At 61.0% G+C, this 24,683-nt stretch carries 22 protein-coding genes; 10 read left to right on the top strand and 12 right to left on the bottom strand.

Features of this window, described 5'->3' with window-relative positions:
* Positions 1–45: 45 nt before the first annotated feature.
* The 6 genes from NE357_RS04330 to mreB all read right to left on the bottom strand — a co-directional run bounded on the left by NE357_RS04330 (position 46) and on the right by mreB (position 8,907).
* Positions 46–3,849 (bottom strand): YhdP family protein, encoded by a 3,804-nt coding sequence (locus NE357_RS04330; protein WP_169428860.1) that lies wholly within the window; start codon positions 3,847–3,849, stop codon positions 46–48.
* A gap of 75 nt (positions 3,850–3,924) precedes the next feature.
* Positions 3,925–5,382, bottom strand: coding sequence for a ribonuclease G (gene rng, locus NE357_RS04325; protein ID WP_169428859.1), 1,458 nt, complete (start codon positions 5,380–5,382; stop codon positions 3,925–3,927).
* Positions 5,383–5,440: 58 nt separating this feature from the next.
* Positions 5,441–6,037 carry a Maf family protein gene (locus NE357_RS04320; protein WP_169428858.1) on the bottom strand — a complete coding sequence of 199 codons (597 nt, stop codon included), beginning with the start codon at positions 6,035–6,037 and terminating at the stop codon, positions 5,441–5,443.
* Positions 6,038–6,100: 63 nt separating this feature from the next.
* Positions 6,101–6,592 carry a rod shape-determining protein MreD gene (gene mreD, locus NE357_RS04315; RefSeq protein WP_065260837.1) on the bottom strand — a complete coding sequence of 164 codons (492 nt, stop codon included), beginning with the start codon at positions 6,590–6,592 and terminating at the stop codon, positions 6,101–6,103.
* Positions 6,592–7,692 carry a rod shape-determining protein MreC gene (gene mreC, locus NE357_RS04310; protein WP_249314374.1) on the bottom strand — a complete coding sequence of 367 codons (1,101 nt, stop codon included), beginning with the start codon at positions 7,690–7,692 and terminating at the stop codon, positions 6,592–6,594. The genes mreD and mreC overlap by 1 nt, the downstream gene beginning before the upstream one ends.
* Before the next feature lie 177 nt (positions 7,693–7,869).
* Positions 7,870–8,907: a rod shape-determining protein MreB gene (mreB, locus tag NE357_RS04305; RefSeq protein WP_002555108.1), complete on the bottom strand. Its 1,038-nt coding sequence runs from the start codon at positions 8,905–8,907 to the stop codon at positions 7,870–7,872.
* A 211-nt stretch (positions 8,908–9,118) separates the two neighbouring features.
* Here mreB and gatC point away from each other — a divergent pair, with 211 nt between their 5' ends.
* From gatC to NE357_RS04275, 6 genes are all read left to right on the top strand, one after another.
* The gene (gatC, locus tag NE357_RS04300) at positions 9,119–9,406 is read left to right on the top strand and encodes an Asp-tRNA(Asn)/Glu-tRNA(Gln) amidotransferase subunit GatC (RefSeq protein ID WP_169428857.1); all 288 of its coding nucleotides are present in this window, start codon (positions 9,119–9,121) and stop codon (positions 9,404–9,406) included.
* 16 nt (positions 9,407–9,422) lie between these two features.
* Positions 9,423–10,874 (top strand): Asp-tRNA(Asn)/Glu-tRNA(Gln) amidotransferase subunit GatA, encoded by a 1,452-nt coding sequence (gene gatA / locus NE357_RS04295; RefSeq protein ID WP_169428856.1) that lies wholly within the window; start codon positions 9,423–9,425, stop codon positions 10,872–10,874.
* A gap of 10 nt (positions 10,875–10,884) precedes the next feature.
* The gene (gene gatB / locus NE357_RS04290; protein WP_169428855.1) at positions 10,885–12,330 is read left to right on the top strand and encodes an Asp-tRNA(Asn)/Glu-tRNA(Gln) amidotransferase subunit GatB; all 1,446 of its coding nucleotides are present in this window, start codon (positions 10,885–10,887) and stop codon (positions 12,328–12,330) included.
* 164 nt (positions 12,331–12,494) lie between these two features.
* Positions 12,495–12,869, top strand: a complete 375-nt coding sequence (locus NE357_RS04285; RefSeq protein ID WP_169428854.1) for a septal ring lytic transglycosylase RlpA family protein — start codon at positions 12,495–12,497, stop codon at positions 12,867–12,869.
* Positions 12,870–12,915: 46 nt separating this feature from the next.
* Positions 12,916–13,977, top strand: coding sequence for a calcium/sodium antiporter (locus NE357_RS04280; protein ID WP_169428853.1), 1,062 nt, complete (start codon positions 12,916–12,918; stop codon positions 13,975–13,977).
* Positions 13,974–14,354, top strand: coding sequence for a carboxymuconolactone decarboxylase family protein (locus tag NE357_RS04275; protein WP_169428852.1), 381 nt, complete (start codon positions 13,974–13,976; stop codon positions 14,352–14,354). The genes NE357_RS04280 and NE357_RS04275 overlap by 4 nt, the downstream gene beginning before the upstream one ends.
* Before the next feature lie 117 nt (positions 14,355–14,471).
* Here NE357_RS04275 and NE357_RS04270 read toward each other — a convergent pair whose 3' ends face one another.
* From NE357_RS04270 to kdgD, 5 genes are all read right to left on the bottom strand, one after another.
* Positions 14,472–15,413 carry an AEC family transporter gene (locus NE357_RS04270; RefSeq protein WP_169428851.1) on the bottom strand — a complete coding sequence of 314 codons (942 nt, stop codon included), beginning with the start codon at positions 15,411–15,413 and terminating at the stop codon, positions 14,472–14,474.
* Positions 15,414–15,745: 332 nt separating this feature from the next.
* Complete coding sequence (gene garD / locus NE357_RS04265) at positions 15,746–17,299, bottom strand: galactarate dehydratase (protein WP_169428850.1); 1,554 nt, start codon at positions 17,297–17,299, stop codon at positions 15,746–15,748.
* Between the two features lie 11 nt (positions 17,300–17,310).
* Positions 17,311–18,675 (bottom strand): MFS transporter, encoded by a 1,365-nt coding sequence (locus NE357_RS04260; RefSeq protein WP_169428849.1) that lies wholly within the window; start codon positions 18,673–18,675, stop codon positions 17,311–17,313.
* Between the two features lie 98 nt (positions 18,676–18,773).
* Entirely contained in the window at positions 18,774–20,213 is a 1,440-nt protein-coding gene (locus tag NE357_RS04255) for an aldehyde dehydrogenase family protein (RefSeq protein WP_169428848.1), read from the bottom strand.
* A gap of 61 nt (positions 20,214–20,274) precedes the next feature.
* Positions 20,275–21,186 (bottom strand): 5-dehydro-4-deoxyglucarate dehydratase, encoded by a 912-nt coding sequence (gene kdgD / locus NE357_RS04250; protein WP_169428847.1) that lies wholly within the window; start codon positions 21,184–21,186, stop codon positions 20,275–20,277.
* A 234-nt stretch (positions 21,187–21,420) separates the two neighbouring features.
* On the opposite strand from kdgD, the gene NE357_RS04245 reads away from it, so the two are divergent.
* The 4 genes from NE357_RS04245 (at position 21,421) to NE357_RS04230 (ending at position 23,907) form a co-directional block, all read left to right on the top strand.
* The gene (locus NE357_RS04245) at positions 21,421–22,719 is read left to right on the top strand and encodes a phospholipase (RefSeq protein ID WP_169428846.1); all 1,299 of its coding nucleotides are present in this window, start codon (positions 21,421–21,423) and stop codon (positions 22,717–22,719) included.
* 11 nt (positions 22,720–22,730) lie between these two features.
* A complete protein-coding gene (locus NE357_RS04240; RefSeq protein WP_169428845.1) occupies positions 22,731–22,922 on the top strand; it encodes a hypothetical protein in 192 nt (63 codons plus the stop codon).
* A gap of 102 nt (positions 22,923–23,024) precedes the next feature.
* Entirely contained in the window at positions 23,025–23,399 is a 375-nt protein-coding gene (locus NE357_RS04235; RefSeq protein WP_169428844.1) for a hypothetical protein, read from the top strand.
* A 136-nt stretch (positions 23,400–23,535) separates the two neighbouring features.
* Positions 23,536–23,907, top strand: a complete 372-nt coding sequence (locus NE357_RS04230; RefSeq protein ID WP_169428843.1) for a hypothetical protein — start codon at positions 23,536–23,538, stop codon at positions 23,905–23,907.
* Positions 23,908–23,929: 22 nt separating this feature from the next.
* Here the strand turns inward: NE357_RS04230 and NE357_RS04225 are convergent, their stop codons facing one another.
* Positions 23,930–24,676 carry a FadR/GntR family transcriptional regulator gene (locus tag NE357_RS04225; protein ID WP_169428842.1) on the bottom strand — a complete coding sequence of 249 codons (747 nt, stop codon included), beginning with the start codon at positions 24,674–24,676 and terminating at the stop codon, positions 23,930–23,932.
* Positions 24,677–24,683 lie beyond the last annotated feature (7 nt).

Below are 24,683 nucleotides of genomic sequence, written 5' to 3'. Positions count from 1 at the left end.
AGAGGTATGCGGCCATGCTACTCCATCGGTTCAGGGGCTGGCTGTTCAAAAAGGCTTGTCGAAGGTGATTTTCGGCTCTTTCCACGGGCCTTTGACGGTGTATTTGACGCTGGCGAACCGCGCCACGCGGTCACCGATCAGCTTGTCGATCAGGAACAGCGCCCCACCGACCGCCGGAGCACCGACGATCAGCGCGGCGATCGGCAGGTTGTTGGTCACCGGCAAGGTCACCAACAATTTGGCGTCGACCTGATCGCCGACCAGATCCAGCGTGCCATTGAGTTCCAGATTGCTCGACGGCCCGGTGAGCTTGATCGGCTCCTGCGTCACGTAAACGCCATTGTTCGCTACCAGCAATCCCTTGACCCGGTCATAGCTCAAGCCTTTGCCGAACAGGTCGGAAAAGTCCAGACGCAACCGGCGACCGATGGAGTTGAAATTGAGCAGACCGAACACTCGCAACGCCTGGGCACCGCCCTCGACTTCGACGAACTGGCCCTTGTTCAGCGACGCATCGAGCGAGCCGGAGAAACGCTTGGTGGCCAGCCATGCCGGCGAACCCGGCCAACGTCCGTCGACGTCCATGTGGAATTCTTCGCTGGTCACGCTTGGCGCAAAGCCCCAGCCCTTGAGCACATCGGCGAGGTTCTTGCCGCCGATCCGGCCCTTGTACCAACTGGTCGTGGCACCGGGCGTCCCTTCCCAGCCGCCGTTGCCCTGCAACAGGATGCCTTTGAGGCCCAGATCGAGATTGTTCAAGGCAATGCCTTTGGCGGTCGGTCGCACTTTCAGTGACCAGCCACCGACCAGATCCGGCCCCAGAAACAGCTGATTGACGGTGATGTCCAGCGCCGGGATTTTGGTTGGATCGACCGAGACTAACGGGTCCGGTGAATTTTCGTCGGCCTGGACCGATGGATCCGGCGCCGGCAGTCGCACGTATTGCAGATTGACGGCAATCGGCGCGCCCTTGGCATCGGGCAAGCTCGCCGTGCCTTTGGCTTGCTGACTGTCGAGCGCCAGGGCCCAGGCATCGGGCTTGCGGTTCAATTGCACCGCCGCCTGATCCAGTGTTGTGCCGAACGCCGTGAGCTTGCCGACCTTGAAGTCCGCACTGCTGAGCAATTGCTTGGCACTGCCGCCGGGATCCTGTCCGGCGTATTTTTCCACCAGATCCTGCCAGGGTTTGACGTCCAGCTCGGATAACACGCCGCGCACCCGCAAGCCTTTGTTGCCAGGCAGTACCGCCTCGCCGACACCGAGAAACAACTCGCCTCGACCATCGGCGAAACTGTTCGGTGGCGCCGCAAAGGTGAAGTTGGCCAATTGATCGTAGTTGACCCAGTAGCGCCGCTCCTGCCCTTGCAGCGTCATGCGGAACACCGTGTCACGCCCGGTGCTGGCGTTCAGGCCGAACGGAGCGGGCAGGTCCACCGCCACCCCTTTCAGATTGGAACTGACCATCAATTGACTGTCGGCACCGTCAAGATTCACTTGCAGCTGATAAGGAATCGTCCCGGATACCGGCAACGGCTGAGTCACACTCAGCCAGTCCGTGAGTTTCTTGACCTCGACCTGCCCTGACGCCGCCACGCGAGTCTTGAGCTTGCCGGGGCCGCCATCGGCGAAAATCTGTGCGGTGACCGGTTTGTCGAAGGCCCGGGCACTGATGTTCTGGCCGCTCAGGCCCTTGGTGCTGTCAAAACGGAAATCGCCCTTGAGCTGGCTAAGCTCCAGCTTCGGCTCGGCCAGTTTCAATCGCGCATTGGCCGTTTTGAAGTCCACAAGAATTTTCGGCTGATCGCCCTTGGCCAACGGTACATCCAGTTTGAGCTTGCCTTGCAGATCGCCATCGCCTTCCCAGCCAGCGAAAGTGTCGGCAGTGCCGATCGGCGCTTCCTGAAGAATCTTCAGGCCGTCGCCCAGGCCTCCGGCGAACCCGCCATCGAGGAACAGGTGGCTGTGCTCGCCGCTCGGCACATGGGGGATGTTGACGAAGACATCGTTGACCCGGGTGTCGAGCAACTGGCCTTCGCTGGCGACGATCCGTACCCCGCTGTCTTCGATGAACACGTCGCCGCTGACCTTGCTCACGTGCGGCCAGCCTGGCTGGAACGCCAGCTCGGCGTCGTGCACCTTGAAAAACAGGCTGATGCTGCGGTCCGCGTCTCCGGCCCCCTTGTTCAGTGAGCCCTGGTACTGGAAGAACCCCTGTTCCACCGAGCCTTTGAGAATCGCCGAGCGCAGCCACTCGTCGAGGGCCGGGCTCAAGACTTCGGGCAGGTACTTGGCGGTGTAACGACCATCACCGTCCACCAGACCGACCCGCAGGTCCATGTAGTCTTCCTGGGTATGATCGAAATGCAGACGGATCAGGAAATCGCCGGCAATCTTGCCCTCTTCGCCGAGCACCTTCAGGTACGGCGCGATCAGGGTGAAACCTTCTTTGTCGAGCTTCCAGGTCAACCGGGCGTTGGCCTGAATGTATTGCCACGGCTTGGCGAAAATCGGATCGAGGTGCAGGACGAAATCCTTGCTGTCCATGCGCAGCTCGCCGCCGCCGAGATTGCCGGTAAGGCTGCCGCTGACATTCCGTGCCGCCGGCGCGCCGTGGTAGGCGTCGAAGCCGACTTGATCGAGGTTGGCGGCGAAGCTGAATTTGCTGTCGTCGGTGGCATTCGGACGGAAATCCAGCAGCACGTTACGCAGACCGCCGGTCACTTTCAGGCGCTCGACCACGGTGGCGAAGCCTTGGGGCAAAGGTCCGAGGGCATTGAGCAAAGGTGTGATCGGGGTCAGGTCGAGGCGGTCAGCCTGCAGATGCCAGAGTTCTTCGGTTTTGTCGGTGGCGGCGGTCTGTTTGATCTGGACATGGGATTCCCAGCGGGTTTCACCGACATTCATCGCCAGCGAATCAAGCGTGACAGTGGCCCCCTCGGGACCGCGCTGGAAGTAGCCGTTGAGCGCCAGATTGTGGATCTGGATCGGCTTGCGCTCAGCGTAGGCACCGGTCAATTGCGGCGCATTGAGACGGATCGCAGCGCTCTGCAACGCCCCCTCGCGCCAGTCGACCCACAGCTCGCCACCGGCCTTGATCTCGGAGAAATTCCATTGCTGGGTTATGCGCTCGGGCAGCCATTTCGACCAGTCGCTCTGCGGCAGGCTGACATAACCTTCCACTTCGCTGTTCTGCCACTGACTCGGACGAATCCGCGTGCGCAGGCTCAGCGCCACGGGGTGTCCGTCGGGCAATGTCAGCCGAGCGTCGAGGCGTTGCCGATTGGCACCTGTCTTGAGATTGAGTCCGACATAAGTGAGCGTCAGCGGCGCCTGGTCCAGCGGCAGCAAGGTCACCTGACTGTCGAGCACCGACAGTTGCTGGACCATTTGCATGCGATTGAACAGTTGCTCGGGATCCATCGGCTGATCCTGCTGCACCGGCAGGCCTTCCAGCGCCCAATGACCATCCTCGCCTTCCTTGAGGCTGATCTTCAGGCCGTTGAGTTCAAGATGAGCGATGCGCACTTCACGGGCCAGCAGACTGGCCCACAGATCCGGCACCGCGCGCACCCGGTCCAGGCGCAAGGCATTGGCGCCGTCGCCGACCATGACATCGTGAGCCAACAGGATCGGTGCAAATCCGCTCCAGTTGCCTTCAAGCTCTCCGATCTGCAACGGCATACCCAGAGCGGCGCTGGCCTTGTCTTCGATGTCGGCGCGATATTCGGCCACGAGCGGTGCGAGTTCCCGGCCGAGGCTGACGTACAACGCCATCAACACCAGAATCAACGCGCACAGGCCCAGACCCCAGCGGGTCAGTGCGGCCAGAATGCGTGTCAGACGTTCCATGTCAGTTGGCTCCCATGGCAAAAATGCTGCAAAAAGCTGAGGCCAGCCGTTTCAGGAAAAAGGTGACGCAGGGGATCAGAGCAGCACCACGTCATATTGTTCCTGGGAATACATGGTTTCCACCTGGAAGCGTATGGTGCGGCCAATAAACCCTTCAAGCTCGGCAACGTTGCCGGATTCTTCATCGAGCAAACGGTCGACGACTTTCTGGTTCGCCAGCACGCGGTAACCCTCGGCCTGATAGGCCCGGGCTTCGCGCAGGATCTCGCGGAAGATCTCGTAACAGATGGTTTCCGGGGTTTTCAGCTTGCCCCGGCCCTGGCAACTGCTGCAAGGCTCACACAGTACCTGTTCGAGGCTTTCACGGGTGCGCTTGCGGGTCATCTGCACCAGACCGAGCTCGGTGATGCCGATGATGTTGGTCTTGGCGTGATCGCGCTCCAGCTGTTTTTCCAGGGTTCGCAGAACCTGACGCTGGTGTTCTTCATCTTCCATGTCGATGAAGTCGATGATGATGATCCCGCCCAGATTGCGCAGGCGCATCTGCCGGGCAATCGCGGTGGCGGCTTCGAGGTTGGTCTTGAAGATTGTTTCTTCGAGGTTGCGATGTCCGACGAACGCCCCGGTGTTCACGTCGATGGTGGTCATGGCTTCTGCCGGATCCACCACCAGATAACCGCCGGACTTCAGCGGCACCTTGCGCTCAAGGGCCTTCTGGATTTCGTCTTCGACGCCATACAGGTCGAAGATCGGCCGCTCGCCCGGGTAGTGTTCCAGACGATCGGCGATTTCCGGCATCAGTTCGGCGACGAACTGCGTGGTTTTCTGAAAGGTTTCCCGGGAGTCGATGCGGATCTTCTCGATCTTGGGGCTGACCAGATCCCGCAGGGTGCGCAGGGCCAGGCCGAGGTCTTCGTAGATCACACTCGGTGCGCCGACGGTCTTGATCTGCTCGTTGATCTGATCCCACAGGCGTCGCAGGTAGCGGATGTCCATCAGGATCTCATCGGCCCCGGCACCTTCGGCGGCGGTACGCAGGATGAAGCCGCCCGCCTCCTTGATCCCTTCCTTGGCCACACAATCGCTGACCACCTGCTTCAAGCGCTCTCGTTCGGCTTCGTCTTCGATCTTCAGGGAAATGCCAACGTGGGCCGTGCGCGGCATGTAGACCAGATAGCGCGAAGGAATCGACAGCTGAGTGGTCAGACGCGCCCCTTTGGAGCCGATCGGGTCCTTGGTCACCTGCACCACCAGGCTTTGGCCCTCATGCACCAGCGCGCTGATGCTTTCCACTGCCGGGCCTTCACGCAGGGAGATTTCCGAGGCGTGAATGAATGCCGCACGATCCAGGCCGATGTCGACAAATGCCGCCTGCATGCCCGGCAGTACCCGCACGACCTTGCCTTTATAGATGTTGCCGACGATCCCGCGTTTTTGCGTGCGCTCGACATGCACTTCTTGCAGCACACCGTTTTCGACCACCGCCACGCGCGATTCCATCGGCGTGATGTTGATCAGAATCTCTTCACTCATGGCAGGGTCTCGTTCAGGCATGTTCACAATGATGGCCGCATCTTGATCTGTTCGACGGTTACTGCGCACTCGGTTTTTGCCAACAGGGTATGCCGAAATGACCGAGCAGTTCTGCGCTTTCGCACACCGGCAAACCGACCACGGCCGAATAACTGCCGTTGAGACCGGCAACGAACACCGCGCCGAGCCCCTGAATGCCGTAACCGCCGGCCTTGTCCCGAGGTTCGCCACTGGCCCAGTAGGCCGCGGCTTCTTCACGGCTGATCGCCCGGAACCGTACCAGGCTGCGCACCACTTGAGACTCGCAACGGTCCCCGTCGAGCACGGAGATGGCGGTGAGCACTTCGTGTTCCTTGCCGGACAACATCATCAGCATGGCGCATGCGTCGGCTTCGTCCACCGGTTTGCCAAGAATTTTGCCGTCCAGCACCACTGCAGTGTCGGCGCCCAACACACAAAATGGCGTGTCGCAGACGACAGAGCGCCGCCCGGCCTCGGCCTTGCCACGCGCGAGGCGCTCGACATAGGCCGACGGGGATTCATTGGCAAGAGGAGTCTCATCGATATCCGCGCTGATGGCGGTAAACGGGACGCCGATCTGCGTGAGCAACTCACGCCGACGCGGCGATCCTGAGGCGAGATAAAGCGGCTTCATCCAAACATCTCCCTGTTGAGTGCCCTGCCTCATGGCACCGGTACGGGCCCATGCCTGACCGAATCAGTTGATTTTGTAGCGTCGGCGCAATCCGCGCAAAGCGAAGCTGACCCAGGGCCAGAGCAAGGCACTGACCAGCGCCGGCAGGACCAGCGCCAGGGTCGGCTGACGATTGCCAGTCAAGGCGCTGAGCCAGAGCTGTACAAGTTGAGCGAGGCCGAAGATCACCAGGATCACCAGGCTCTGCTGCCACATCGGGAACATCCGCAGGCGCTGTTGCAACGAGAGCACCAGGAATGTGATCAAGGTCAGGATCAAGGCGTTCTGCCCCAGCAACGTGCCATAAAGCACGTCCTCGGCCAGCCCCAGGCAGAAAGCCGTCACCATGCCGATCATCTGCGGCATGTACAGCGCCCAGAATGCGAGGAGCAACGCCAGCCACAGCGGGCGGAGGATTTCCATGAACTGCGGCAACGGCGACACACTGAGCAGCATGCCGATCAGAAAGGTCAGCCAGACGATCCAGCCGTTTCGGGAGGCTTTGACACCGACCATTATTCTCGTCCCCCGGTGGTGGCCGGTGCAGTGACCGGCGGTTTGGCGGCCGGCCGAGCGCTGGCAGGCTGAGCGGCCGGTGGCTTGCTGGCCGCTGCGGGCGGTTTGGCCGGCGTCGCTGGCGGCTTGCCTGCAGCAGGTTTGGCTGGCGTGGCGCTGGCGGGTGCTGCGGCAGGTGTGGCCGTCGTTGCTGCAGGCGTCGCAGTCTGGGTATTCACCGTTTTCGGCACGGTCGCCGGAACAACCGGCCCACCACCAAATGCATCAAGATTTTCCTGAGCCTGCGCCGCATCGTTGGCACGCTCTTCAGCCGTACGGTTGTCACTGAACACCAGCAGCAAGTAGCGGCTGCGGTTCAAGGCGGCAGTCGGTACGGCGCGGACAATGGCAAATGGCTGGCCGGAATCGTGGATCACTTCCTTGACCGTCGCCACCGGGTAGCCGGCCGGGAAGCGCTGACCCAGGCCGGAGCTGACCAGCAGATCGCCTTCCTTGACATCGGCGGTATCGGCCACATGGCGCAGTTCCAGACGTTCAGGGTTACCGGTGCCGCTGGCAATCGCCCGCAGACCGTTACGGTTCACCTGCACAGGAATACTGTGGGTCGAGTCGGTCAGCAGCAATACACGGGAGGTGTACGGCATCAGTTCGACCACCTGCCCCATCAGGCCACGTGCATCGAGCACCGGCTGACCGAGCACCACGCCGTCGCGCTCACCTTTATTGATGATGATGCGATGGGTGAAGGGGTTCGGGTCCATGCCGATCAGCTCGGCCACTTCGACCTTCTCGTTGACCAGCGCGGAGGAATTGAGCAACTCGCGCAGACGAACGTTCTGCTCGGTGAGGGCGGCAAGCTTTTGCATGCGCCCCTGCAACAGCAGGTTCTCGGTCTTGAGTTTTTCGTTTTCGGCGACAAGCTCGGTGCGGCTGCCGAACTGACTGGCGACACCTTCCCACAGCCTGCCGGGCAGATCTGTGATCCAGTAAGCGTCCATCAGCACCAGCGACATCTGGCTGCGGGCAGGCTTGAGCAGGCTGAAACGGGCATCGACCACCATCAGTGCGACCGACAGCACGGCCAGCACCAACAGGCGCACGCCCAGTGAGGGGCCCTTGGCGAAAAGCGGTTTAATAAGCCGCTCCTCCCAGGCAAATGTTCTGTTTATTCATACGGCATCAAACCGGCCTGGATGAAGACTGACAGAAGATAAACGCCAACAGGCAGCACTGCAAAGTGCTGCCTGTGCGCTCACCCACGTATTGCACCCGGCGACTTATTCGCTGGAGAGCAGGTCCATGGTGTGCTTGTCCATCATTTCCAGTGCACGGCCACCGCCGCGGGCAACACAGGTCAGCGGATCTTCGGCAACGATCACCGGCAGACCGGTTTCCTGGGCCAGCAGCTTGTCGAGGTCACGCAGCAGTGCGCCACCACCGGTCAGCACCAGGCCACGCTCGGCGATATCGGAAGCCAGTTCCGGCGGCGATTGTTCCAGGGCGCTTTTCACGGCCTGAACGATGGTGGCCAGGGACTCTTGCAGAGCTTCCAGCACTTCGTTGGAGTTCAGGGTGAATGCGCGTGGAACGCCTTCGGCCAGGTTGCGACCGCGAACGTCGACTTCGCGCACTTCGCCGCCCGGGTAGGCCGTGCCGATTTCCTGCTTGATGCGCTCGGCGGTGGATTCGCCGATCAGGCTGCCGTAGTTGCGGCGCACGTAGGTGATGATCGCTTCGTCGAAGCGGTCGCCGCCAACGCGGACGGATTCGGCATAGACCACACCGTTCAGGGAGATCAGTGCGATTTCGGTGGTACCGCCACCGATATCCACGACCATCGAACCGCGCGCTTCTTCAACCGGCAGGCCGGCACCGATCGCAGCAGCCATCGGCTCTTCGATCAGGAATACTTCACGGGCACCGGCGCCAAGGGCCGATTCACGGATGGCGCGACGCTCAACCTGGGTGGACTTGCATGGAACGCAGATCAGCACACGAGGGCTGGGCTGCAGAAAGCTGTTTTCGTGAACCTTGTTGATAAAGTATTGCAGCATCTTTTCGCAGACGCTGAAGTCGGCGATCACACCGTCCTTCATCGGACGAATGGCAGCAATGTTGCCCGGCGTACGGCCGAGCATGCGCTTGGCCTCGGTGCCGACAGCAACGACACTTTTCTGGTTACCGTGTGTCCGAATGGCCACAACCGATGGCTCATTCAGGACGATACCGCGCTCGCGCACGTAAATAAGGGTGTTGGCAGTGCCCAGGTCAATGGAAAGATCGCTGGAAAACATGCCACGCAGTTTCTTGAACATGGGAAAGGGACCCTAGGCAACGCGTGGGTAAAAAAGTGCGGCAAACTCTAACAACGACAGGGATTTTGGGCAAGGCGCCAATATGTTAAATTGGCCGCTTTTCTGTGCACCAAGCCCCACAATCGCGGCCTTATGACCGTAGAAGTGCGGTAGTGTTCCGACAATCTAACACACGGACGCCGTCCGTCCTGTTTTCCACTGGAGAAACCCGATGGCGCTAGAACGCTCCGACGTGGAAAAAATCGCTCATCTGGCCAGCCTTGGCCTCAATGACGCCGATCTTCCACAAATCACTTCGGCCCTCAACAGCATTCTTGGGCTGGTCGACGAAATGCAGGCGGTCAATACCGACGGTATCGAGCCGCTGGCCCACCCGCTGGAAGCCAGTCAGCGCCTGCGCGCCGACGTCGTGACCGAAAGCAATCACCGCGAGGCTTATCAGTCCATCGCACCAGCGGTCGAAAACGGCCTGTACCTGGTTCCGAAAGTCATCGACTAAAGGGAAAGAGCCTGCAATGCATCAAATGACTCTGGCCGAGATCGCCCGCGGTCTCGCCGATAAAAAGTTTTCTTCCGAAGAACTGACCAAGGTCCTGCTGGCGCGCATTACCCAGCTCGACCCGCAGATCAACAGTTTCATCAGCCTCACCGAAGAGCTGGCCCTCGAGCAGGCGAAAGCCGCCGACGTGCGCCGGGCCAACGGTGAGAGCGGCGCCCTGCTCGGCGCGCCGATCGCCCACAAGGACCTGTTCTGCACCCAGGGCATTCGCACCAGCTGCGGCTCGAAGATGCTCGACAACTTCAAGGCTCCGTACGACGCCACCGTGGTGTCGAAGCTGGCCGCCGCGGGCACCGTGACCCTGGGCAAGACCAACATGGACGAATTCGCCATGGGCTCGGCCAACGAGTCGAGCTGGTACGGTGCGGTGAAAAACCCGTGGAACCTGGAACACGTGCCGGGCGGTTCGTCCGGTGGTTCGGCGGCGGCAGTTGCCGCTCGTCTGTTGCCAGCCGCCACGGCCACCGACACCGGCGGCTCGATCCGTCAACCGGCCGCGTTCACCAACCTCACCGGCCTGAAACCGACCTACGGTCGTGTTTCGCGCTGGGGCATGATCGCTTACGCCTCCAGCCTCGATCAGGGCGGCCCACTGGCTCGCACCGCCGAAGACTGCGCGATTTTGTTGCAAGGTATGGCCGGCTTCGATCCGAACGACTCCACCAGCATCGATGAGCCAGTGCCGGACTACGCCGCCGGTCTGAATGGCTCGCTTCAAGGCCTGCGCATCGGCGTGCCGAAGGAATACTTCGGTGCCGGTCTCGACCCGCGCATCGCCGACCTGATCCAGAACAGCATCAAAGAGCTGCAGAAACTCGGTGCCGTGATCAAGGACATCAGCCTGCCGAACATGCAGCACGCGATTCCTGCGTACTACGTGATCGCCCCGGCGGAAGCTTCTTCCAACCTGTCGCGTTTCGACGGCGTGCGCTTCGGCCACCGCTGCGCAGACCCGAAGAACCTGGAAGATCTGTACAAGCGCTCCCGTGGCGAAGGCTTCGGGCCTGAAGTACAGCGCCGGATCATGGTCGGTGCCTACGCGCTGTCCGCCGGTTACTACGACGCCTACTACCTGAAAGCGCAGAAGATCCGTCGCCTGGTGAAAAACGACTTCATGACGGCATTTAATGAAGTCGACATAATCCTCGGCCCGACCACGCCGAACCCGGCCTGGAAACTCGGCGCCAAGAACAGCGACCCGGTCGCTGCCTACCTGGAAGACGTCTACACCATCACCGCCAACCTCGCGGGCCTGCCGGGCCTGTCGATGCCGGCCGGTTTCGTCGACGGCCTGCCGGTCGGCGTGCAACTGCTCGCTCCGTATTTCCAGGAAGGCCGTTTGCTCAACGTTGCGCACCAGTATCAGTTGAACACTGACTGGCACACCCGCACCCCAACCGGCTTCTGAGGAGACACACATGCAATGGGAAGTCGTGATCGGGCTGGAGATTCACACCCAGCTCACCACCCGGTCGAAAATCTTTTCCGGTAGTTCCACCCAGTTCGGTTCCGAGCCGAACACCCAGGCCAGCCTGATCGACCTGGGCATGCCCGGTGTGCTGCCGGTGCTGAACCAGGAAGCGGTGCGCATGGCAGTGATGTTCGGTCTGGCGATTGACGCCGAGATCGGTCAGCACAACGTGTTCGCCCGCAAGAACTACTTCTACCCGGACCTGCCGAAGGGCTACCAGATCAGCCAGATGGAATTGCCGATTGTCGGCAAGGGCCACCTGGACATCGCTCTCGAAGACGGCACGGTCAAACGCGTCGGCATCACCCGTGCGCACCTGGAAGAAGACGCCGGCAAGAGCCTGCACGAAGAATTCAGCGGTGCCACCGGCATCGACCTGAACCGTGCCGGCACGCCGCTGCTGGAAATCGTGTCCGAGCCTGACATGCGCAGCGCCAAGGAAGCCGTGGCCTACGTCAAGGCGATCCACGCGCTGGTGCGTTACCTGGGCATCTGCGACGGCAACATGGCCGAAGGCTCGCTGCGTTGCGACTGCAACGTGTCGGTGCGTCCGAAAGGTCAGGTCGAGTTCGGCACTCGCTGCGAGATCAAGAACGTCAACTCGTTCCGTTTCATCGAGAAGGCGATCAACTCCGAGATCCAGCGTCAGATCGACCTGATCGAAGACGGCGGCAAAGTGATCCAGCAGACCCGTCTGTACGATCCGAACAAGGACGAGACCCGTCCGATGCGCAGCAAGGAAGAAGCCAACGACTACCGTTACTTCCCCGATCCGGACCTGCTGCCGGTGGTCATCGAGGACTCGTTCCTCAATGACGTGCGCGCCACCCTGCCGGAGCTGCCACCGCAGAAACGCGAGCGCTTCCAGAGTGCCTTCGGTCTGTCGGCCTACGACGCCAACGTGCTGGCCACCAGCCGTGAACAGGCAGACTACTTCGAAAAAGTCGCAAGCATCGGCGGCGACGCCAAACTGGCGGCGAACTGGGTAATGGTCGAGTTGGGCAGCCTGCTCAACAAGCAGAACCTGGATATCGAGAATTCGCCGGTTTCGGCCGAGCAGTTGGGCGGCATGCTGTTGCGCATCAAGGACAACACCATCTCCGGCAAGATTGCCAAAGTGGTGTTCGAAGCGATGGCCAACGGCGAAGGCAGTGCGGACGAGATCATCGAGAAACGCGGCCTGAAGCAGGTGACCGACACCGGCGCGATCTCGGCGGTGCTGGACGAAATGCTCGCGGCCAACGCCGAGCAGGTCGAGCAATACCGTGCGGCAGACGAAGCCAAGCGCGGCAAGATGTTCGGCTTCTTCGTCGGTCAGGCCATGAAAGCCTCCAAGGGCAAGGCCAACCCGCAGCAAGTGAACGAACTGCTCAAAAGCAAGCTCGAAGGCTGATGCAAACGGAGCCAGATCCAAAGCCTGGCTCCATTCCCTGTGGGAGCGGGCTTGCTCGCGAAAGCGGCGTAACAGTCAGCAGATATGTTGAATGTGAGCCCCCCTTCGCGAGCAAGTCGGAGCGCCGAACCGCCGCTCCCACATTTGTTTTCGGGACCTCTTGAATGAAGCGTCTGTTCAGCCTTTGCGCCCTGCTCTCCTTGCTGGCCGGTTGCGCCAGCACCGATGTCATCGACCCGCACGGTTACGACCAGACCGGCGTCGCCTCCTATTACGGTGCCAAACACCACGGTAAACGCACCGCCAGCGGCGAAGCGTTCAACCAGAATTCCCTGACCGCCGCCCATCGCCAGTTGCCGTTCGGCACGCGGGTGAAGGTCACCAACCTGAAAAACGACAAATCCTGCGTGGTGCGTATCAACGACCGCGGGCCGCACACCCGTGGGCGCATCATCGATGTTTCACGGGAAGCCGCCGAACGCCTCGGCATGATTGGCAGCGGCACGGCGCGGGTTCGCGTGCAGGCCCTCGACGACTGACGGAGCGTCCACCATTTTTGGACTGACCGATTTACCGCTGATCAAAGTGATTGAGCTGCTCTGCGGATTGTTCCTGCTGATCGCCGGTGCCGAACTGATGGTACGCGCCGCCGTGCGCCTGGCCGCGCGGCTGCATGTACGGCCGCTGATCATCGGTCTGACCATCGTCGCCCTCGGCAGCAGCGCCCCGCAAATGGCGGTCAGTCTGCAGGCAACCCTGACGCACAATCCCGACATCGCGGTCGGCAGCGTGATCGGCAGCAGCATTTTCAACATCCTCGTAACCCTCGGCCTGTCGGCGCTGATCATTCCATTGCGCGTCTCACGGCAACTGGTACGCCTCGACATCCCGTTGATGATCGGCGCCAGCCTGCTGGTGTTCGTGCTGGCCTGGAACGAAGAGATCGGCCGATTCGACGGCATCCTGCTGCTGGCGGCCCTGGGGTTGTACCTCGGTTTGCTGTTGCGCCAGTCGCGCCACTCGGCCCGGCCACATTCCGGTCATCCTCAAACTCAGCCAGCGCCTTGGTTCACCAGCCTGCTGATGATCGTCGCCGGGTTGGCCATGCTGATATTCGCCGGACATCTGCTGCTGGGCGCCGCTGTCGCAGTGGCCACGGATCTGGGCTTTTCCGAGCGAGTCATCGGCCTGACCGTGGTCGCGGTCGGTACCTCGCTGCCTGAACTCGCCACCTCACTGATCGCCGCCCTGCGCGGGCAGCGCGACATTGCCGTGGGCAACGTGATCGGCGCCAACCTGTTCAACCTGCTCGGTGTGCTCGGCGTTACCGCGTTGATCGCGCCAACGCCCCTGTCAGTGTCGCCGAACGCGCTGGGTTTCGACCTGCCGGTGATGCTGGGCGTGGCCACGCTGTGCCTGCCGGTGTTCTACTCCGGCTATCGCGTGACCCGCGCCGAAGGCCTGTTGCTGCTCGGCTTGTACCTGGCGTACGGGCTGCACGTGGTGTCGTTCACCACCGGCATGCCACTGGCCGGCAAGCTTGAACGGTTGATGCTGTTTTATGTGCTGCCGACACTGCTGACGTTTCTGTTTTTCACGTCCGTACGCGCCTGGCGCCGCCAACACCACAAGAGGGATGTGCCATGACCGAATCGAAGAAATCCGGGGTTGAAGTCCGCCGTCAGGTAATGGGCGACGCGTTTGTCGACCGCGCACTGGGCAATGCCACCGAGTTCACCCAACCCTTGCAGGATTTCGTCAACGAACACGCCTGGGGCGGTGTGTGGAATCGCGAAGGTTTGCCGCTGAAGACCCGCAGCCTGATTACCCTCGCCGCGCTGACCGCGTTGAAGTGCCCTCAAGAGTTGAAGGGCCACGTGCGCGGCGCGCTGAACAACGGTTGCACGGTCGACGAGATCCGTGAGGCGCTGCTGCATTGCGCGGTGTACGCCGGGGTGCCGGCGGCGATCGATGCGTTTCGGGCGGCGCAGGAAGTGATCGACACCTATCAGAAAGCTGAGTGACAGATCGACCCCTTCGCGAGCAAGCCCGCTCCCGCAGGGGATTTGTGATCGCCACAGATCCAATGTGGGAGCGGGCTTGCTCGCGAAGAGGCCCGAACGTTCAAACCCGGTCTCAGGCTAGATCCATCCGCCCCATTGCAACAGAAAGATCCCGACGTTGGTGGTCACTGCCGCCATCAACGTGGTCAACACAATGATCGCCGCCGCCAGTTCATGGTTACCCTGGGCCGCCCGGGCCATGACAAAACTGGCGGCCGCCGTCGGGCTGCCGAAGTAGAGAAACAGAATCCCCAGCTCCGCCCCGCGAAAGCCCCACAGCCAAGCACCTAGCGTGGCGAACACCGGCAGACCGATCATCTTCACCAGGCTCGAGCTGAGCGCCAGGCTGCCGCTTTTGCGCAGCGCCGCCAGCGACAGCGTGCCACCGATGCAGATCAATGCCAGCGGCAGCGTGGTCTGCGCCAGGTACTGGCCGGACGTTTCCAGCCATCCCGGCAGACCGATCTTGAACCAGGCAAACGGCGCTGCCGCGATCACGCTGATGATCAGCGGATTGCTGAACACGCTTTTGCAGATGCTCCACGGGTCGGACTTGATCACCGGGCTGTAGACCGCCAGCACGATGGTCGACAGGGTGTTGTAGAAGAGGATCACCAGCGCCGCGAGAATCGCCCCGAGGGAAATCCCGTAGTCGCCATACATGCTCGCCGCCAGCGCCAGCCCGATGACCCCGTTGTTGCCGCGAAACGCGCCCTGGGTGTAGATGCCGCGATCTTCCCGCGGGCAGCGGAGAATCGCCCAGCCCCAGGCCAGGGCAAAACTGGCCAGCGTGGCGAGGGCGAAGTAGATCAGCAGCGCCGGTTGCAGCGCGGCGTGCAGGTCGGCATGCAGGATGCCGAGAAACAGCAGCGCCGGCATGCTGACGTTGAATACCAGTGAAGAGGCTGTGTGGATGAAGTTGTCGTTGATCCAGTCGATGCGCTTGAGCAGCACACCCAGAAACAGCATGGCAAACACCGGCGCGGTGATGTTCAGGGTTTCGAGGAAGATTGCCAGCATGCCGGGGAGCCTTGGAGGTGAGCGTCGTTAGGGGGCTAATGATAAGCCACTTCGGGCCGTTTTAACCTCAAAAGCCAAAAGCCCCTCACCCCAGCCCTCTCCCGGAGGGAGAGGGAGCCGACCGAGGTGATTTACGTCATCCATCGACCTGGAAGACCGAGTCGACTATCGATTCCCATCGAACCGAATCAACCAGTCGATTTGGGATTCAGCCTGAAATTTTCAGGTCGATAATTTTCTAAAGCATCCCCAGATCAGTCCCCTCTCCCTCCGGGCGGTCCGACGTTTCGGGAGGGTTAGGGTGAGGGCAGCTTTTGATCCTCCCGAGATCATCAAGTAATCGGCGCCGGATTGAACAACGTAATGTCGTTGTGCAGCTTGTGCTTCTCCGCCCACGTCTGCTGCTTGCCGCTCGCCACATCCAGGTAGTAGTGGAACAACTCCCAGCCCAATTCCTCGATGCTCGCCCGTCCGGTAGCAATCCGCCCGGCATCGATGTCGATCAGATCCGGCCAGCGCTGCGCCAGCTCGGTACGGGTCGACACCTTGACCACCGGCGCCATGGCCAGACCATAAGGCGTACCACGCCCGGTAGTGAACACGTGCAGGTTCATCCCCGCCGCCAGTTGCAACGTACCGCAGACAAAATCACTCGCCGGCGTCGCACAGAAGATCAAACCCTTCTGCTTGAACCGCTCCCCGGGGCCAAGCACACCGCTGATGGCGCTACTGCCGGATTTGACGATCGAGCCCAACGACTTCTCGACAATGTTCGACAACCCGCCCTTCTTGTTGCCCGGCGTGGTGTTGGCGCTGCGATCCGCCTCGCCCTTGGCCAGGTAACGGTCGTACCAGTCCATCTCACGTACCAGCTCTTCGGCAACGGTTTTGGTCTGCGCCCGTGAGGTCAGCAGGTAAATTGCGTCACGCACTTCAGTGACTTCGGAAAACATCACCGTCGCCCCTGCCCGCAGCAGCAAGTCAGAGGCATAACCGAGCGCCGGGTTGGCGGTGATCCCGGAAAACGCATCGCTGCCGCCGCACTGCATGCCGAGGATCAGCTCGGACGCCGGCACTGTTTCCCGACGGCGCAGGTCGAGCTTCTTCAGGCGGGTTTCGGCCAGTGCCATGATCTGCTCGATCATCTCGGTGAAACCGTGACTGGAATCCTGCAAGCGATACAGCCATGGCTCGCTCAAGTCCACCGATGCATCGTCCTCGTGCATCACCTGCCCGGCCTGCAATTTCTCGCAGCCCAGGCTGATCACCAGCGCCTCGCCACCGAGATTCGGGTTGCGCGCCAGATTGCGCACGGTGCGGATCGGGATGTAGGCGTCGGTGGCCGTAATGGCCACGCCGCAACCGTAACTGTGGGTCAGCGCCACCACATCATCGACGTGGGGGTACTTCGGCAACAGTTCATCCTTGATGCGTTTTACCGCGTGATCCAGCACCCCGGTGACGCATTGCACGGTGGTGGTGATCCCGAGGATGTTACGCGTGCCGACGGTGCCGTCGGCGTTGCGATAACCCTCGAACGTGAAGCCCTCCAGCGGCGCCTGGGCGGCCGGCACATCGGTGGACAGCGGCAGGCTGTCCAGCGGTGGCGCGGTCGGCATGCGCAGTTGATCTTCCTTGACCCAACTGCCACGGGGAATCGGCTGCAAGGCGTAGCCAATGATCTGGCCGTAGCGAATCACCGTGCCACCCTCGGGGATGTCCACGAGGCTGACCTTGTGACTCTGCGGCACAAAATCCACCGTCACCAGGCCATCGGCAAATGCGGTGCCGGCCGGCACGCCCTGGTCATTGACCACAACCACTACGTTGTCCCGCTCGTGCAGGCGGATGTAGCGCGGCGAGTCGGAATGTTCAATCAACTGCATGGCGCCGCTCCTCAGGAATGCGCTTGAGACAATTTACCGGTGGCTTCGGAACCACCGTTGGTTGGCGGTTCTTTCAGGACCACACGCTTGATCGGGCCGACGATCACCAGGTAGCTGAACACCGCCACCAGCGCATTGGCGCCAACGAACACCAGCGCCCATTTGAACGAGCCGGTGGAGCTGATGATGTAGCCGATGACGATTGGCGTGGTGATCGAGGCGATATTGCCGAAGGTGTTGAACAGGCCGCCACTGAGACCGGCGATCTGTTTCGGCGAGGTGTCGGACACCACCGCCCAACCCAGCGCGCCCACGCCTTTGCCGAAGAAGGCCAGGGCCATGAAGCCCACCACCATCCATTCAACGTCGACATAGTTGCAGGCCACGATGCTGCTGGAGACCAACAGACCGGCAATGATCGGCGCCTTGCGGGCGAAGGTCAGCGAATGCCCCTTGCGCAGCAGGTAATCGGAAATCACCCCGCCGAGGACACCGCCGATAAAGCCGCAGATCGCCGGCAACGAGGCGATGAAACCGGCCTTGAGGATGGTCATGCCGCGCTCCTGCACCAGGTACACCGGGAACCAGGTCAGGAAGAAATAGGTGATACCGTTGATGCAGTACTGGCCCAGATACACGCCGAGCATCATGCGGTTGGTCAGCAACTGACGGATGTAATCCCACTTCGGGCCGTCAGCCTTTTTGCCTTGCTTCTGGTCCATGTCGACCATACCGCCGTTGTCGGCGATGAACTTCACTTCCGCTTCGTTGGCCATCGGGTGCTGGCGCGGGCTGTGGATAACCTTCAGCCAGATCAGCGAGAACAGGATGCCGAACACGCCCATGACAATGAACACGTGTTCCCAGCCAAAGGCATAGACGATCCAGCCCATCAGCGGAGCGAACAGCACGGTGGCAAAGTATTGCGCCGAGTTGAAAATCGCCGAAGCGGTACCGCGTTCGGCAGTCGGGAACCAGGCCGCCACAATGCGTGCGTTGCCGGGGAACGATGGCGCCTCGGCCAGACCGACCAGAAAGCGCAGCATGAACAGCGCGACGATGGCCGTGGACATGCCGAACTCACCGACGAAGCCTTGCAGCACGGTGAACAGCGACCAGGTGAAGATGCTCAGGGCATAGACTTTTTTCGAGCCGAAGCGATCGAGCAGCCAGCCGCCGGGAATTTGCCCGGCCACGTAGGCCCAACCGAAAGCAGAGAAGATGTAGCCGAGGGTGACCGCGTCGATGCCGAGGTCTTTTTGCAAACTGGAACCGGCGATCGCGATAGTGGCGCGGTCGGCGTAGTTGATCGTGGTCACCAGAAACAGCATGAGCAAGATCAAATAGCGGACGTGAGTCGGCTTGGACGATTGCATGTAGATGTACTCCCACTGATTATTTTTATGCGGGTAAAACATTCTTTGGTCTTGTACCGCGCAGGGCCTTGGCAATAACCCTGCGCGGGTGCAGCGACTTACGAACCGATGTAGGCGGTTTTCACCACGGTATAGAACTCTTGCGCATAGCGGCCTTGCTCACGTGAGCCATAGGATGAACCCTTACGGCCCCCGAACGGAACGTGGTAATCGACACCGGCGGTCGGCAGGTTGACCATCACCATCCCGGCCTGGGAATGACGCTTGAAGTGGTTGGCGTACTTCAGCGATGTGGTGGCAATGCCCGCCGACAGACCGAATTCAGTGTCGTTGGCCATGGCCAGTGCAGCCTCGTAATCGGCCACGCGAACGATGTTGGCCACCGGGCCGAAGATCTCTTCGCGGCTGATGCGCATCGACGCTTCGCTGTCGGCGAACAGGGTCGGCGCAAGGAAGTAACCCTCGGTGTCGCAGGTCACCAGACCGCCGCCGCTGACTACGCGCGCTCCTTCGGACTGACCGATGTCGATGTACTTCAGGTCTTGCTCAAGCTGTGCTTGCGAGACCACCGGACCGATGTCGGTGCCGGCCTTCAGCGCGTGACCGACCTTGATCGACTTCATGCGCTCGGCCATGGCCTCGACGAACTTGTCGTGAATCCCGGCGGTGACGATCAGTCGGCTCGATGCCGTGCAACGCTGGCCGGTGGAGTAGAACGCGCTCTGCACCGACAGCTCGACCGCCTGCTTGAGGTCGGCGTCGTCGAGAATGATCTGCGGATTCTTGCCGCCCATCTCCAGCTGAACCTTGGCCTGGCGCGACACGCAGTTGACGGCGATCTGACGGCCCACACCGACGGAGCCGGTAAAGCTGATGCCGTCGACTTTCGGACTGTTGACCAGCGCTTCACCGACCACACGACCGCTGCCCATCACCAGGTTGAACACGCCGGCCGGGAAGCCTGCGCGGGAGATGATTTCGGCCAGCGCCCAGGCGCAACCCGGCACCAGATCCGCCGGTTTCAACACCACGCAGTTGCCGTAGGCCAGAGCCGGGGCGATTTTCCACGACGGAATCGCAATCGGGAAATTCCACGGGGTGATTAGGCCGACCACGCCGAGGGCTTCGCGAGTGACTTCGACGTTGACGCCCGGACGCACCGACGGCACGTACTCGCCGGACAGACGCAGGCACTCGCCAGCGAAGAACTTGAAGATGTTGCCGGCGCGGGTCACTTCGCCGATGGCTTCGGGCAGGGTCTTGCCCTCTTCCCGGGCCAGCAGGGTACCGAGCTCTTCGCGGCGGGCGAGGATTTCGGTGCCGACTTTATCGAGCGAGTCGTGGCGGGCCTGAATGCCCGAAGTCGACCACGCCGGGAACGCGGCGCGAGCGGCGTCGATGGCGGCGTTGACCTGAGCCAGGTCAGCCTTGGCGTAATCGCCGATGGTGTCGCTCAGCTCGGACGGGTTGATGTTGACCGAGTAATCGTTGCCGGCGACCCATTCACCGTTGATGTAGTTGTCATAGCGCTTGGTCACGAATCATTCTCCTGACGCAAAAGGCCGCTGATTGCTCAGCGGCCTCGTTTATAGAGTTGGGTTACTGCGCACCTTGCTTGTCGATCAGCGCGGCGAGCATCTCGTACTCTTCGCGGGTCAGGTCGGTCAGCGGCGCCCGCACCGGGCCTGCGTCATAGCCGGCGATTTTGGCGCCGGCCTTGACGATGCTCACGGCGTAACCGGCCTTGCGGTTGCGGATGTCCAGGTACGGCAGGAAGAAGTCGTCGATGATCTTGCCGACGGTGACGTGATCTTCGCGGGCAATCGCGTGGTAGAAGTCCATCGCGGTTTTCGGGATGAAGTTGAACACCGCCGACGAGTAGACCGGCACGCCCAGGGCCTTGTAGGCCGCGGCGTAGACTTCGGCGGTCGGCAGACCACCGAGGTAGCTGAAGCGATCGCCGAGGCGACGACGGATCGACACCATCAGTTCGATATCGCCCAGACCGTCCTTGTAACCGATCAGGTTCGGGCAGCGCTCGGCCAGGCGTTCCAGCAGCGGCGCGGTCAGGCGGCAGACGTTGCGGTTGTAGACCACCACACCGATGTTGACCGATTTGCACACTGCTTCAACGTGGGCCGCTACGCCGTCCTGGCTGGCTTCGGTCAGGTAGTGTGGCAGCAACAGCAGGCCTTTGGCGCCCAGACGCTCGGCTTCCTGTGCGTATTCGATGGCCTGGCGGGTCGAACCACCGACACCGGCGAGGATTGGCACGCTGCTGGCGCAGGTGTCGACGGCAGTCTTGATGATTTCCGAGTATTCGCTGGCAGCCAGGGAGAAGAACTCACCGGTGCCACCGGCGGCGAACAGGGCTGAAGCACCGTACGGGGCCAGCCATTCCAGGCGTTTGATGTAGCCAGCGCGATTGAAATCGCCCTGAGCATTGAAATCGGTCACCGGGAACGAGAGCAGGCCGGCGGAGAGGATGGACTTCAGTTCTTGTGGATTCATTATTCGAACACCCTGGTAACAACGTTTTTTGTGAGTGGACCGTTCAGCCTTCGCCGAAGTTGTAGGTCATCGTACAACTTAAAAGATAACCGTCAACTGCATTTCATCGCTGGGGGGCATTTTTTGTCGGACAAGATTTCTTTTTGACGTAGGAGATTTCTCGACTAGGCTCGATTTAACTGTATATGCATACAGTCAAATAAAACCTGCCGACGACATATCAAGGAGAAAGAAATGTCCGGTCTTCAAACCACATGCGTTGAAAAAACCACACCGGTCATCGCCCGTTTCGATGATCTTTTTGCCCCCGGCGGCATCGCCTTCAGTGCTGATTACCCACACCTGTTACTGCACATCGCCGACTCCCACAGTGATGTCGAACCCGCCCTCGCCCTGCCCGGCAAAGCCATGAAAGGCAAACCGCCGCTGCGCTTTGAAGGCGCGGAACACACGGCTGTCGGCGATAACACCCGGCTGCGCTTCGTTGAAGGTGCCGAGCCAGTGCTCGCGCAAAACGTGCCTTTGCATTTGCCGAACGGGTTAGCGCTGACCTACGGCCAGGTGCTGGCGCTGGGCGGTGACTTCTACGGAATCGTCGACCGGCCGATCAACGAGGGATCGACCCCGGCTGATCGTCTTCAGCGCTACACGGCGGCCTTCGACAGCCTCGCCGCGTTGCCCGCTTCAAAGGCCGAAGCGACACAGGTTCTCGCGATCATGCAAAAGGAGATCGACGCGGTTAAACAGGCGATCAAGGATGGCAAGCAACCCCACGAGGCTTATGACGCTTTAGGAGATACGTTGTCGGAAGAGTGGAACAAGATCACTGGCGGCGGCAGTTTTGCCTCGGCGCTGTTCCCGCTCGGTCGCTATCTTAAACTGGCGGCGAACAACGCCGACCACTTCGGCGAATGGGCTCGCCAGGCGTATATCGCCGGACACACCGCCGCCCTGCAAACCGCTGCAGCCGCCCATGCCAGTCAGGACGAACTGCAACTGGAGCGGGCCTACGCGATGAACGCGTTCGCTGACCACTACCTCACCGACCTGTTCTCTTCGGGGCATTTGCGAGTGCCGCGCAAGGCCATGGCCGCAGCGGTGACTCCAAGCGACCTGGGTTCACTCATCACTCGTTTCATGCACGACGAAGACAGCAAGTTCGGGCTCAAGGTGCGCAACGGCCATGGCGAGCAATGGCGGGCATTCGGGGACAAGCGCTACTTCGACACCACGGACGCCGACAACCGAAATCAGGTGAATCAGGCAGTGCAGGATTCGGCGGACGAGGTGTATGCCGCGTATTCCAGCGGCAACGTGCCGACCACTTTCAACGCGCTGCAACGGTTGCCGGATCTGACTTTCGTGATGAATCCGGCCAACAACTTCTCGCCCCTGTTCCGCGTCCAGGACAACAAAGTCCTGCGGCGCAAGGACGTCAACAACCTCAACGATACCGCCACCGTCGACGACTGGTGGGGCTGGAGCACTTACCTGCTGCTCAAGGACTATCACCCGACCGGCAACACGAATTAAGGAGCGATTCGATGACCCTCAAATTGAAACTGGAACTGGCCTCGGGCCAATCGATGAAAGGTGCGCCGCTGCAATTGCTGCGCGACGGCGTGGCTATCGCCCGGGCGTCGGTGGATGCCCGGGGGCAGGCGACGTTCGACATCACGCCTGGCCCGGGCAAACTGGCGGTCAGGGTGGATCGTTCGATTCTGCCCAAGAGCTGAAATGCCCGGACAAGATTGCCCCGGCGCGCCTCACCGATTCGCCGGGTAAAGTGCGACCACTGCCGCGAAGGATCGCGGCAGATCTTTCAAGGAGAACGAACCATGACGTTTGCCGCTGCACACCTTCCGCAATTCCCCGACCACGCCAGCGACTCGATCATTCTGCGGTTGTCGACTCTGGATGATGACTTGATCGTTCGTGTGCCCGATGGGCAGAACACACCGCCGAACTGGGATGTGTACCCGATCCTCGGCGAGGACCCGGAAGAGCCTGAATGGCAGGGTCTGTCGGAGCCGACCGGCGTCTGGGACGACACGCTCGACGACATGGTCGGCCTGACCGGAATCGAGTTGAGCATCCCGAGATTCGAGCTGGAAAAGTACCTGAACAGCACCGTTGAGCTGCGCTACAAGTTTGCCGATGAATCCAGTCTGGAGCCGTGTTCCGAACCGATGAAACTGTACATCGAAGCTTGATCGTCACGCATGACGGGATCAATGACGACCGTTTGTCGCCACTGTCATTTCTGACAGTGGCGCACCGGCACACAAAGAAGCTCAACTGGCGGGGTGCAATAAGATTGCACTCACCCCGACTCAAGGAGAGTTTGTCATGCAGACACTGCAAGTATCACCTTTAAATCTACTTGCCCCAGCGGAAGCACCTCAGGCGCCAAATGGAGTGCTGGACACCCAAAAACTGGATGGCGTTTTTCTGCTCGATTTCTTTTATGAGGGGAAAGCAGCAAACCAACAGATCGACATAACAATTGCAGTCAAGCCCGACCGCTTTAGCCCCCCTATTCCATGGGGCACCAGATTTACGACCTCGACAGCCGGAAAGGAACAGGTCTCTCTGAATTCAAGAAGCCTTTTCGGCTATCAATTCAAAAGTGGGTCCGTAGTAATCAGCTACCTCGCAACGATAGACGGCCCCCCGCAACCATCAGAGGCATTACCGTTATCTATCGTCGACACCGCATGACGTTTTCCCGCCCTTCCAGAGTTCAACCCTGTGCCTGCGCCTCTTCATGCGCCTGACGCAGCCGTTCGCGGCTGTTGGTCAGGTGCAGACGCATGGCCGCTCGGGCGGCATCGGAATCCTGACGGGCAATCGCGTCATAGATTTCCTCGTGCTCGCGACTCAGGCGACTCATGTAGTGCTGCTGATCGTCATGGGCCAGTCGCGCCGAATTCAGGCGAGTACGCGGAATGATGCTGGTGCCCAGGTGGGTCATGATGTCGGTGAAGTAGCGGTTGCCGGTGGACAGCGCGATTTGCAGGTGGAACTGGAAATCCGACGCCACCGCATCGCTGGCGTGGGCCACGCTTTCGTTCAGCGCATCGAGGGCGGCGCGCATGGCGGCCAGTTGTTCGGCGCTGCGACGTTGTGCGGCGAGGCCGGCGGATTCGACTTCGAGGCTGATACGAAACTCGAGAATCGCCAGTACGTCACGCAGGGTGACCACAGTGGCCGGGTCGATGCGGAAACCGCTCGGGCTCGGCGTGTCGAGAACGAAGGTGCCGATGCCGTGGCGGGTTTCGACTTGCCCTGCAGCCTGCAGCCGGGAAATCGCCTCGCGCACTACGGTGCGGCTGACGCCATGGGATTCCATGATTGCCGACTCGGTAGGCAACTTGTCGCCACGCTTGAGCAGACCGTCGCGGATCTGCTCGGTCAGCACCGTCACCAGTTCCTGTGCCAGGCTGCGGCGCTTGCGAGGGAGGCGCGGGGTGTCGATCGGGTTTTCCATGGTCTGG

The sequence above is a fragment of the Pseudomonas sp. G7(2022) genome (assembly GCF_052660475.1).
The sequence above is the reverse complement of the archived record's forward strand: the minus strand, read 5'-3'. Positions and strand labels throughout refer to the sequence as shown.